Consider the following 12379-nt stretch of genomic DNA (forward strand, 5'->3'; position numbering starts at 1 on the left):
ATTTAAGGGCTATTTGGCTTCTGAATTTTTCTAAGTAACTCTTCCTCTTTCAAACAGTTATTTTTCCAAAATCAACACATCTTTTGTAGATAAGTTGCTTTCTTTATACCCTGATTCTTTATAGAGATTTAGAGTGGCTGTTTCAGAATAGCCTTTTTTCTCCTCTTGCATTTCCCTTGGAACTACCACTATGTCAATCTTAGAATCAAGCTTTTTGTCATTATGGTAGAAAATATCATACAATTTTTCATGGCTGCGAAGACTCGGCGTATAGCCACCTGCTGCTAAGACTGCTTTATCTTTAGGGATAGCCTGTAGGGTCTTTTCGAGCCCATCAAAATAGTCTTTACGTGTTTGATAGTATTGGATTTCAAAATTCCAATTATGCGTGAAACTGTATAAAATGGTGCTTGAAAAAATGATGGAAGAAGCTAGTAGAGCCACCAATACATTATCTGATGCCAACTGATTCTTGCTTAATTGATCGATAGACAATAAAGCCATCAAAAACAGAAGCGTGACCGAACCATAGCTATACTGAAAACCAATATCATATTGGTAAGGCCAATCCATCAATAAATTAATGAGAAAAAGGGGCAACATCAGAAAATAGGTAGACCAACGTCGCTGAATCAGTGGTAAAAAGCTAAAAGGAAATAGAACCAAAAAGAGGTAACCAAGTCGTTTCGCTGTAAATAGACTTCCCAAAACATAAAGCGGATTTAGGACTACATTTTTCACAACCATCAGGAGGCCGTTTTCGCCACTCAATAATAGATTATTGTATCGAGAAACCATAGCTCCCTCGCCATATCTTGCTAAGAGGAACATGGCAAATGCAAAATAAAGTATCGGTAAGGCAAACAGGCTGAGATACAACCACTTTTTAAACTTGGCCTCGAAGGTAAAACGATGTTGAAAAGCAAAATAAAGTCCTAAGGACAGCACGTAGACAAAGGCATCCTCTTTCACAAAGAGAAGCAATAAGGTGATGAAAAGAGTTCTGCCACGCCACTGAGAGATCAGGCTGTAGAACAACCAAAGTATCAATGGAGGCAAAAAACAATTTTCATGCAAATGGAATCCACCACTCGTTGTCATGACCGGAGTCACAAAAAAGAGGGCAAGCACGAGTGGCTTCATGACTTTTGGCAATTGTATTTTCTTTAGAATCAAACAAAGCGGGATAACTGCAGAAAAGACAATCACTGTTTGAGCGATATCTAATGTTTCCACATAAGGAAATAGCATATAGAAGGGCAAAATCAAATAATAAATAGGAGAAATATGGACTCCGAAATGCGATAAGGCCCTATCTCTTTCAAGGGTGGTAACTTGTGAAAAATCATGTCTCATTCTCTCAAACATCTGTGAAAAGATTCCAATATCAAAAGAAGAGACCGCGTTGGCTTTAATCTTATAATAGGCAACAATCGATAGATAGAGCACATAGAAAATACCACCTATTATTGTCACCACTGTGAGTCTTCGAACCCAGGTTTCATTAACTTTAGCCAAAGAAACCTTTGAGAGAAGAAAACCGATCAGGACGGCAACGAGGACAGCTACTAATACTGGCCAAATCAAAGTGGGTAACTTCGATTCAGAAATCGTAAACGTAAAGATTCCCAGTTCCTTATCTTGAAGATTGGCACTGGTTTGTAGCAATAATTTCGGAAAAGACAAGACATCTACCGCTAAGAAGATATAAGCGATTTTTTCTTTTCCTAAATAAAAATATAGAAACAAGACCAGTGAGAGCAACACTAGGCCCAATGACATAAAGAGACTCGGACTTTTCAAAATAGAAATAAGTAGGATACCTGCCGCGAACCAGAGATTCAATTTTTGTATGCAGATATACTTCTTGCTCTCCGTCAAAAACCAAAGAATAGGATAACTAATGAGCAAAGCAAGGACTGTATGGGCCCATCCCACTTTACCCAGTTCTAGAAATAATTCCTTTGTTGAAAAACTCAATAGATTGACCATCATGGCCACAAAATAAGAACCTAGAAGCAACCATAAATAGTTAAGGTTCATTGTCTTAGCAAGTTTCATTTCTATCAATACCTCCCAATTGTAGTTCCTATTCTAGCACAAAACCCTTACTATTTCTAGATAGTAATAACCATACCAAAAGAGAGGCTGATACCAATTCAACCTCTCTTTTTCTTATAATTCCTGTAATAAATAACGGAAGAGTTCTAAATTCCCTTTTTCTTCATTGACCAAGTATTCTGGATGCCACTGCAAGCCCATAATACGATGGCCATCTACTGCTTCAATCGCTTCGATGGTGTGATCACGCGGATCAAAGGCAGTCGCACGGAAATTTGGTGCAAGATCCTTGATACTTTGACGGTGAACGGAATTGATTCGACTGGCCTGACCAAAGAGTTGCTCTACCACACTACCTTTTTTAGTCTGGATAGAATGGGAAGTCCCAAACGGAAGTCCTTGCCAATGTCCTTCAATCTCTTGGTTGAGTGTTCCTCCAAAAGCCACATTGATCAACTGAACCCCACGGCAGATTCCTAGAACCGGTTTGTTTTGGCGAACTGCTTCCTTCAGTAGGGCAAGCTCAAATTGATCGCGTTCGATATTGTAATCATCGCTTTCGATGGTTTTTTCTTCGCCATAGAGACTAGGATCGACATTTTGACCTCCACTTAGGATCAACTTGTCAATCGTTTCAACATAATCCTTAACTAAGGAAGGATCTCCCATCGGGATGACCATTGGAAGTCCACCTGCTTGACGGATTCCTTCCGCAAACTGACTAGACACGGAGGAATGAAGGTTTTTTCCTTCCGGGTCCACCGGACAGAGATTAGCGGATACTCCAACAATTGTTCTGCACATATTCATTCCTCCTTCATTTTAACTACTACTTATCTTACCACCCATTAGTGATAGTGTCTAATATGTATTTTTTAAAACCGTGATAGATTTTATTTATCACCCTCACCTTCCTCACAAAACAATTGATGATCATACAAGTTTTTTTACCTATATTATGTTAAAATAGAGAGGAAAATAGAATCGTCCTTCAAGGCACACATTAAGCCGTTTCGAAGGCGCAAGCGCTAGATTTCCTAGCCTTGTTGAAAAAATAGACATAGAAATGGAAGATACAATGGAAAAACAAACCGTTGCTGTATTGGGTCCTGGTTCATGGGGAACAGCCCTTTCACAAGTCCTCAATGATAACGGCCATGAAGTCCGTCTCTGGGGAAATATCCAAGAACAAATCGATGAAATCAATACCGCTCATACCAATCAACGCTATTTCAAAGATATCGTTATTAGCGATCAAATTACCGCTACGACCGATCTGAAAGCTGCTTTAGACGGTGTGGATGCTATCCTTTTTGTCGTTCCTACAAAGGTGACCCGCTTGGTCGCTAAACAAGTCGCTGAAACACTGGATCACCCTGTCACAGTCATGCACGCTTCTAAAGGGCTCGAACCTGGTACACACGATCGGATTTCTCAAATCCTTGAAGAAGAAATCCCTGCTTCTCTTCGCAGTGAGGTAGTGGTCGTTTCTGGACCGAGTCACGCGGAAGAAACCATCGTACGGGACATCACCCTCATTACAGCAGCTTCAAAAGATTTAGAAGCTGCACGCTATGTTCAAGAACTCTTTAGCAATCACTACTTCCGCCTCTATACCAATACAGATGTTATCGGAGTGGAAACTGCTGGGGCCTTAAAAAATATCATCGCGGTCGGAGCTGGGGCCCTGCACGGTCTTGGTTATGGTGACAATGCCAAAGCAGCCATCATCACGCGCGGTCTCGCTGAAATCACGCGCCTTGGCGTTAAGCTCGGAGCTAGCCCATTGACCTATAGCGGTTTGTCTGGGGTTGGTGACCTGATCGTTACCGGAACTTCTGTTCACTCCCGTAACTGGCGAGCTGGGGATGCTCTCGGACGTGGCGAAAAATTGGAAGACATCGAAGCCAACATGGGTATGATCATTGAAGGGATCTCTACGACCAAAGTCGCCCACGAGCTGGCCCAAGAATTGGATGTCTACATGCCGATTACACAAGCCATTTACCAAGTCATCTATGAAGGAAAAGATATCCGCGAAGCCATCCACCACATGATGAGCAATGAATTTAAAGAAGAAAATGAGTGGAAATAAGTCAACCACCCTAACATCAATCCTACCTTTTAGAAAGGAAACTATATGACTAAAGTTAGAAAAGCAGTCATTCCTGCGGCTGGTTTGGGGACACGCTTCCTCCCAGCTACCAAAGCTTTGGCAAAGGAAATGTTGCCAATCGTTGACAAACCTACGATCCAATTCATCGTAGAAGAGGCTCTGAAATCTGGGATTGAAGAAATCCTTGTCGTAACAGGGAAGGCCAAACGTTCGATCGAAGACCATTTCGATTCTAACTTCGAATTGGAATACAATCTCGAGCAAAAAGGCAAGACTGACTTACTCAAGTTGGTCAATGATACAACAGCGATTAATCTTCATTTCATCCGCCAAAGTCACCCTCGAGGTTTAGGGGACGCTGTTCTTCAAGCCAAGGCCTTTGTTGGAAACGAGCCTTTTGTCGTTATGTTGGGAGATGATCTCATGGACATCACCAATGATGATGCCTTGCCATTGACCAAACAATTGATGAACGACTACGATGAAACCCATGCGTCAACCATCGCTGTAATGGAAGTCCCTCACGAAGAGGTTTCTTCTTACGGTGTGATTGCACCTCAAGGCGAAGGCATTAACGGTCTTTATAGCGTTGAAACTTTTGTCGAAAAACCAAACCCAGAGGACGCTCCAAGTGATCTCGCTATTATCGGACGCTACCTCTTGACTCCTGAAATCTTTGATATTCTTGCAAATCAAGAACCAGGTGCTGGCAATGAAATTCAATTGACAGATGCAATCGATACCCTCAATAAGACCCAACGAGTCTTTGCCCGTGAATTTAAAGGCCAACGCTACGATGTGGGTGATAAATTCGGCTTCATGAAAACTTCGATCGACTATGCCTTGAAACACCCTCAAGTCAAAGATGATCTTAAACAATATATTATCGACCTTGGAAAAAAATTAGAAGCAACTGAACAAACTTCAGACTAATCATTCATAAATCAAAAGAATACAAAAGAGACTGGCCATATCATGTAAGAGCTTTACTGCCTTACAATGGTCAGTCTTTTTTTATAAAAAAGAGGCTGGATAAAAATCCGGCCTCTTTCGTTTCATTGGACTTGGTCCAATTTACTTTTTATTCTTATTGTTTAAGGATGAACATTGTAAGAATAATTTGTATTTGGGAAAGTTTCAACAGTTGCTTTCGCAAAAGATGAACCAAAACGATTGTTCTCATTGCCACCATTACCAGCTGAAACTGCTTCGGATGGATCTTGAGCTTTTGCTTCTGGTTTCACAAATGTTTCAACTTTAGTAGAAACATAAGATTCCTTATCTTTTGTAGCTGCATAACCGAAGCGGTTATTTGGATTGCCTTCTTCATTGACTTTGGTTTGAATTGGCTGAGTTTTTTCTGGCTGTACTGGTTTTTCAGGTTGAACTGGTTTTTCAGGTTGAACTGGTTTCTCAGGTTGAACTGGTTTCTCAGGTTCTACTGGTTTCTCAGGTTGAACCGGTTTTTCAGGTTCTACTGGTTTCTCAGGTTGAACTGGTTTCTCAGGTTCTGGATCTTTGTAATCATCTGGCTTAGAGGCACGATATGGATCATCTTTACGACCTAACTCAATCAAATGCGCATGCATATCTGCTTCATAAGATTTGAAGTGTTCAAATAGTTTTTTAGAAAGTGCAAGAGCATTTGCTGTAACTTCGTCTTCTACTGCTTTAGCAGCTTCCGGATTATCTTTCAAAGCTTTATATTTCGCATCACTAGCTTCTTGTTCGATGATCAATTGTTTTTCAAGAGCTTTCCAGTGATCTTGGACTGATTTTCCAAAGACATCTTGGTTATTGATGGCCATCTGGTCAATATGCCATACTGTCCAATACCATGAATTTGGATCATAAGTTGCTGTTTGAGGTTTGAAGGCTTCGTAAGTATCTTTTAGATTACCATAGAATGGAACATAAGGAGTGTTCCGAGATGGTCCCATACCAAGCCATAAAGTACCACCAAATGATTTTGGAAGGTTTGGATTGATTTGGTAGACATGGGCATCGATAACGTTTTCGTTTCCTAAAGCATACTTGTATTGGTCTTTACGAACAGCATCATTGCTACCATTATCCCCTTGTTTCTTGACACCAATTTGATCGTCTGGAACAAAACGACCATTCAAATGTTCAAAACGGTTGCGTTGGAGAGCAAAGGCATCTTCCAAAGTAAATTTCTTGTTTGGATCTGTTGGTGAGCGGAAGAGTTCGTATTCATCATCTTCATAAGTCACTTTTGATTTTGGATCCAAAAGAGTGATTCCTGCGTAAGTACGTGAACGGTCTCCTTCAGCATATTTTTCTGGTCCATAAGATTTAGCGATATGGAAATTGCCATCTTTATCAGTCTTGTAACTACCTGATTCTTTAGCTACTTTTTCAACATCTTTTGAAGCAATAACATTTTCAGTGTCATTCAAGTTTACATGGCCAAGGTAGTAGGTATTGGCAAAAACTGCATATTTATCTTCTGGAACTTTAACAGCTACATATTGGTGCCCAGAAAGAATTTCCATGTACCAAGTTTCTTTCTGATCGGCAATAACAACTGTATTCCCCTCAGCTGAACCTTTTTCTTCAATGACTTTCGCAAGTAGTTCGATTCCTTCACGAGCAGACTTAACGCGTGGTAAAACCACGTCCAACATAGCAGCTTCTGGAATTCCCTTTTCTGTCAATGGGTCAGTCTTCAAGACTTTTTTATTTGGAATTGCTGTAACAGTTGAGGTCATAGAGACGCCGGCTTCGTTAAATCCATGTTCACCAAAGGCACCGTTACTACCATCTCCACGAGCAGAGTCATAAGTCGCTGTGTATTTCATTTCACTGGCAGCATGTGGATAGGTAAAACCATTAGATTCGTCTTCCAGTTGATCCCCTTCCTTATAGTTCTTCGCATCAACAACTACAAAGTTTTTGTTGTGCTTTCCACCATTTGGATAGTAAGGGTAGTCTTCTGTCCGACCAAAGAGAGTGGTCCCATCCTTGGTCAATTGGCGACCAATGATAAAACCGCAACAGGCTTGAACAGCTTGAATCGGTAGGAGTAAGAGTGTCATCACTACCAATGAGAGTTTTAACAACCATTTTTTCATGGCAAATCTCCTTTGTTTTTGCACTACTTTTGACAAAATAGCACTATTTTTAGTTTTTATATCTCCAGTTTACACCTTTCTCAACCCTTTTGCAAGCGCTTTCTAATTTGCATTTTTATACTTTTTTACCCATGATTACCTTCTCTATGGACCTAGCAATAGAGGGATCACTTGACTCTTGCAAACATATTATAATAAATATATACAATTCTTTGCATTTCAAACAATTTTCTGTTAGTTTACGATTGCACTACATTTTTTAGGAAAAAAAGAGAGTGGGACAGAAGTCCTAGCCTCTCAATTATTTTTGGATTGTCGAGCAAGACGCAGTGGTTGAGTGGGCTCTACTACGCTGATTTCATCAGCTTTTACAGCCCTACTCAACTGTGCGGAGGTGGGACGACGAAATCGAATTCTAACGAATTACCGATTTCTGTCCCACTCTCTCTTAAAATAGATTCAAGATTTTACCTAAGAAATAAAGCAAAAGTAAGAGATAAGATAGGGCTGCACTCATCTGATAGGTTCGGTTCATAAAGCGAGCTTCCCCTCTTACTGGAAAGACATAAGCTAACATGACCCCAGCTACTAAGCCACCGATGTGCCCCGCCATACTGATCCCTGGCATGAAGCTAAAGATCAAATTGACCACAATCAAGCTGGTATAGGACTGACTCAAGTGGCGAATATAGGGACTTTGGACAATAAAGCGCAGAGCACCAATGGTCCCAAACAGTCCAAAGAGGGCTGTAGAAGCTCCTGCTGCAATCACATCTGGCGTAAAAATAGCAACAAAGACATTGCCCATCATGCCTGATAAGAGATAAAGAGCTAAGAAAGCCTTCGATCCAAAGAGATCTTCTGCCAAACGTCCCAAGTAATAGAGGGTGATCATATTGAGCACAAAATGTTCTAGGCCGATATGAACAAAAGTAGCTGTCACGATTCGCCATAACTGGCTTGGATCGACTTTCACAACCTCTCCAATAATCCCACCGCTATAGTAAACAGCAGCACCTGTTTGGTAGTCGCCTCCAAATCGGATAAACATGGAAAGAAAGACTGCCGTTGTCACGAGCAATAAGAGGCTGGTCACAGGATAACGACGATCAAAGAGTAACTTCATAGACTAGCACCTCCTGAACTGCCTGATCAAACGTATCTGGCTGGAAATCCTTCTGCTGGATGGAATAAATCGTACTAACCGTTTTTCCAGTATAATCTGTTAAATAACGATCATAATAGCCACCACCATAGCCAATTCGGTAGCCTTTTGACTGGAAAACCAAGCCTGGTACATGGATCAGATCAATCTCTGACTGATCCACAAGCTTCCCTTTTTCATTGGGCTCCAGCAAACCAAAGCGAGTCTTTTCTAAAATGTCAGGATCGTATTCCACAAATTCCATCCGCCCTTGTGGATAGGTACGGGGAACACAGACGCGTTTCCCAAGTTGAAGAGCTGCTTGGATCAAGCCAGCTGTGGAAACTTCATGGTCAAAAGACAGATAGGTCGCAAGGGTCTTTGCCTCTTGAAAAGCTGGTAGCTCCAAGAGGCGCTGAGTCAGCTCTTCATCTGCTTGAGTTTTCACGGATTCTGGCAACTGTTTCATGGCTGCAATGGTTTCTTTTCGTAGTGTTTTCTTCATGCCTACTCCTTTTGTCTAGCTTTAATTGTATCATTTTTTAGGAAAGATCCGAACAGTTTTTACACGACAAAGAAAAAATCCAACTCCAGACGGAGTTGAATCAATCCTTTATTGGTTGGCTTTCATTTTCAAAAATTTACCAATGTTTTCCACAGCAAAGGGAAGGGCTGCTTCATTTGGGCTCATCTTTGGATGGTGCAAGGCATAAGGGGTATCAATCCCCAACCAGAACATGACACCCGGGACCTTGCTCAAGAGAAAGCCGAAGTCTTCTCCTGTCATCGCAGGCAGAATATCAATCAGGTTTACGTCTTCCTCAGCTGTGAAAAAGTCCATGAGCTCTTTGGCCAATTCTGGTTGGTTTTCCACAGGCAGGTAGCCTCCTTGCTTGAGTTCCAGGTCCAATTTCACATCAAAGGCTGTTGCAACTCCTTCTGCAATGGCTTTGACCCGTTTTTGAGTCAAAAGATTCATCTCCATGGTCAAGGTCCGAATGGTCCCATGAAGGAAGGCTGTCTCAGCAATCACATTATTGGTTGTTCCTGCATGCATGGAACCAAAGGTCACCACAGCCCCTTCAATCGGATCGACATTTCGACTCACGACCGATTGGACTTGGGTAATAAAGTAAGAGGCTGCTACAAGAGCGTCATTGGCCTCATGTGGAAAAGCGGCATGCCCTCCCTTTCCTGTAAAGGTGATCTTGACTTCACAGGTCCCTGCAAAAAGAGTACCCGTATTGGTCGCAATGTCCCCCACCTTCAAATCAGGGCGTACATGCAGACCATAAAATTCATCAGGGAGCCAGTCGCCAAAAGCATTGTCCTTATACATGAGCATTCCACCAGCCTCATTTTCTTCAGCTGGTTGGAAGAGAAAGAGCAGGTTATTTTTTGGTTGCACTTGAACCAGTTGATCCAAAAGTCCAAGTGCTGTCGTCATGTGCATATCATGACCACAAGCATGCATCCGTCCTTCGTGCTTGGAGGCAAAATCAAGGCCCGTTTGTTCCACAATCGGTAAGCCATCGATATCTGTCCGCCAGCCGATAGTTTTTTCAGGAGCAGACCCATGGAGATAAACCAGGATCCCGGTCCGCCAAGTCCGTTGCTCGACAAAGTCCTTGCCCGCTGTGATCTCTGCGATTCGCTCTAAGAGGTAGGCTTGGGTTTCAAATTCTTCCAAGCCAATTTCAGGGATTTGGTGCAAATCCCGTCTGATTTTGATCAAATCCAATGTCATCGTCGTCTTCTTTCTATTAGAATAGGGAGTGGGAAAGAACTCCTATTATTTAAAAGGAGTTCGTCTTCCCACCCCCGCACAGTTGATTAGGTCATCTTTGGAGCTTAATCAAGCGAACAAAGATGCCAATCAACCACTGCGTCATACAATTATTCCCTTCAAACATCAAAGGCTGGACAGTTTTTGCCCAGCCTCTACCATTCATATCTTACAAATTACGCAAAGCGTCTTCGAGTGCTGTTTTTTGTTGTGTTTTTTCATCGATTTCCTTGATGATGCGAGCAGGGACACCAGCTACGACCACATTTTCAGGAACATCTTGAGTAACGATAGCTCCAGCGGCAACGACTGAACCGTTCCCTACTTGAACCCCTTCAATCACAACTGCATTGGCACCGACCAAGACATTATCGCCGATCCGAACAGGCTCAGCAGAAGCTGGCTCAATGACACCTGCAAGAACGGCACCTGCACCGATGTGGCTGTTTTTACCAACTGTTGCACGGCCACCAAGGATAGCCCCCATATCAATCATGGTTCCTGCACCGATTTCAGCACCAATATTGATGACAGCCCCCATCATCACGACAGCATTGTCTTCGATGGTCACTTGGTCACGGATAATAGCACCTGGTTCAATACGTGCATTTAGATAGCGCTTATCCAGCAAGGGAACAGCTGAATTACGGCCATCTTGTTCGACCACATAATCCTTGTTCTCTGTCAAGTTGGCAAGAAGGGGCTCGATATCTTTCCAGTCACCGAACAAAACATTGCCAAGCTTGGTAACAGAAGCAGGAACAGCTGTTGCCAATTCCCCTTCAAAGGTTACTTTCACATTTGTTTTCTTTTCTGCATTTCCAATAAAAGCGATAATTTCTTGAGCAGACATTTTTTGTGCAGTCATGAGATTCTCCATTCATTTCAATTAAAGGTATCCATATTATACCACAAACCCAAAGAGATGAACACCTAAGGCGACGTGGTTGTAGCCTGATCCTCCAGGCCTGTCATTTCACTGATGGTGCGATTGCTTCCAAAACGAATAATGACTGATCGCGAATCAGAAAGTTTATAGTGAAAGGTTAAAAAAGACTCTGAACCCATCATACTCGACCAAGAAACACGGCTAGGAATTCCGACTGTATTCACAAGATCTGCATAGCTGGTTCCTATTTTAATATTGGCAAAATCCTCTCTATTCAAACTGCCATTTTTATTGGCTAATCGCTCACTGTTTAAGTTCTCAAAATTAAGAGAAGATAGACGGCTACTAATCATATTTGAAAGCAAAACAGATACAGAAGAAGGGGATCCTTCAACCTCATAATCCAAGCTTGTCATGAAAGGACCGACACTACCCTCTTGGTAGGTTTCTTCCCCACTACTAGCCTTGCCCAGTACAGCTACCACATCCTGCGGAGACAGATAAGTTGAAGAGGTACGACCTTGATCCCCCTCACTTAAACCAGGAATCAGGGAAATCGCCTTCTCATAGGTCACTTGAAACTGAAATTCACCTTCCGGTGCAATCAAGGTACTCGTACCACTCTTCAAGGTTTCCTTTCTGGTTCCATAAGACCGACCAGTGCTTCCATATTCACTAGTAGTAGAAGAAGGAGCTTCCTCACTATGGATACCTCCTGAAGCCAGATAGGCAAATAATCCCAGCATGGCCAATAATCCAAAAAAGGCTGCTAGCGAAGACCCTCCACTATTAGAGGAAGGAGAGTAGGTTTTCGTCCTATCCGATTGGGAGTCTAGCACCGTTTGCCTTGGTTCTGAATGCCTGCTTCCCCCTATTGAAGCCAGATCGGCTTCTGAAATCAAGCGACTCCCACCCTGGTGCTCTACTTTTTTCTCAGCTGAAGGAGACTGCCCTATTGTATCTTGTGCTGGTGTTTCTGACCTTGCTTCTTCTGTTAGTGGTGTAGCAAGAACGACCTGAGCTGATTCGTCTTCAGGTGTAGCAAATGAGCCTTCCTTTGGATCATACGATTCCTTCTTCACACCAATCGCTGGTTCGTCTTTTCGTTCCTCTTCTTGTTTCACCTCTTCCTGAAAAGCAGGGACTTCTACCACTTCTGGCTCTTTTGTGAGCGTATCTTCTAGCTTCTCAGGACTTCCTTTTTCTAAGGGTGCTTCTTTCGGCTGGCCTTTCGAAAACCGACTCTGGTGCTCATTTCGTAGATGCGACCAGTCTTTATTTCCCATTG

10 protein-coding genes are annotated in these 12379 nt (G+C 42.3%); 2 read left to right on the forward strand and 8 right to left on the reverse strand.

All coding sequences use genetic code 11. The features are described 5' to 3' along the window. Nucleotides 1-57: 57 nt before the first annotated feature. Nucleotides 58-2061 carry a DUF2079 domain-containing protein gene (locus RIN70_RS09465; protein ID WP_313790567.1) on the reverse strand — a complete coding sequence of 668 codons (2004 nt, stop codon included), beginning with the start codon at nt 2059-2061 and terminating at the stop codon, nt 58-60. Between the two features lie 114 nt (nt 2062-2175). Beyond that, nucleotides 2176-2865, reverse strand: a complete 690-nt coding sequence (locus tag RIN70_RS09470) for a gamma-glutamyl-gamma-aminobutyrate hydrolase family protein (protein WP_003012927.1) — start codon at nt 2863-2865, stop codon at nt 2176-2178. 274 nt (nt 2866-3139) lie between these two features. Between RIN70_RS09470 and RIN70_RS09475 the strand changes: the two genes are divergently transcribed. Together RIN70_RS09475 and galU are read left to right on the forward strand one after the other, a co-directional pair. Next, a complete protein-coding gene (locus tag RIN70_RS09475) occupies nt 3140-4156 on the forward strand; it encodes an NAD(P)H-dependent glycerol-3-phosphate dehydrogenase (RefSeq protein ID WP_037608137.1) in 1017 nt (338 codons plus the stop codon). 45 nt (nt 4157-4201) lie between these two features. Further along, a complete protein-coding gene (gene galU, locus RIN70_RS09480) occupies nt 4202-5110 on the forward strand; it encodes a UTP--glucose-1-phosphate uridylyltransferase GalU (RefSeq protein ID WP_118396341.1) in 909 nt (302 codons plus the stop codon). A gap of 161 nt (nt 5111-5271) precedes the next feature. On the opposite strand, the gene RIN70_RS09485 is transcribed toward galU, so the two are convergent. The 6 genes from RIN70_RS09485 to RIN70_RS09510 form a co-directional block, all read right to left on the reverse strand. After that, nucleotides 5272-7272: a C69 family dipeptidase gene (locus tag RIN70_RS09485; RefSeq protein ID WP_313790568.1), complete on the reverse strand. Its 2001-nt coding sequence runs from the start codon at nt 7270-7272 to the stop codon at nt 5272-5274. Nucleotides 7273-7720: 448 nt separating this feature from the next. Further along, nucleotides 7721-8398, reverse strand: coding sequence for a rhomboid family intramembrane serine protease (locus RIN70_RS09490; RefSeq protein WP_049491404.1), 678 nt, complete (start codon nt 8396-8398; stop codon nt 7721-7723). Further along, nucleotides 8382-8921: a 5-formyltetrahydrofolate cyclo-ligase gene (locus RIN70_RS09495; RefSeq protein ID WP_070665088.1), complete on the reverse strand. Its 540-nt coding sequence runs from the start codon at nt 8919-8921 to the stop codon at nt 8382-8384. Before RIN70_RS09495 ends, RIN70_RS09490 begins: the two co-directional genes overlap by 17 nt. 108 nt (nt 8922-9029) lie before the next feature. Next, nucleotides 9030-10163 carry an N-acetyldiaminopimelate deacetylase gene (locus tag RIN70_RS09500; protein WP_155124568.1) on the reverse strand — a complete coding sequence of 378 codons (1134 nt, stop codon included), beginning with the start codon at nt 10161-10163 and terminating at the stop codon, nt 9030-9032. Nucleotides 10164-10371: 208 nt separating this feature from the next. Beyond that, nucleotides 10372-11070 (reverse strand): 2,3,4,5-tetrahydropyridine-2,6-dicarboxylate N-acetyltransferase, encoded by a 699-nt coding sequence (dapD, locus tag RIN70_RS09505; RefSeq protein WP_003016885.1) that lies wholly within the window; start codon nt 11068-11070, stop codon nt 10372-10374. 65 nt (nt 11071-11135) lie between these two features. Continuing rightward, nucleotides 11136-12377, reverse strand: a complete 1242-nt coding sequence (locus RIN70_RS09510; RefSeq protein WP_155124567.1) for a hypothetical protein — start codon at nt 12375-12377, stop codon at nt 11136-11138. Nucleotides 12378-12379: the final 2 nt, after the last annotated feature.

Source organism: Streptococcus parasanguinis (assembly GCF_032163505.1).
Taxonomy (GTDB): domain Bacteria; phylum Bacillota; class Bacilli; order Lactobacillales; family Streptococcaceae; genus Streptococcus; species Streptococcus parasanguinis_V.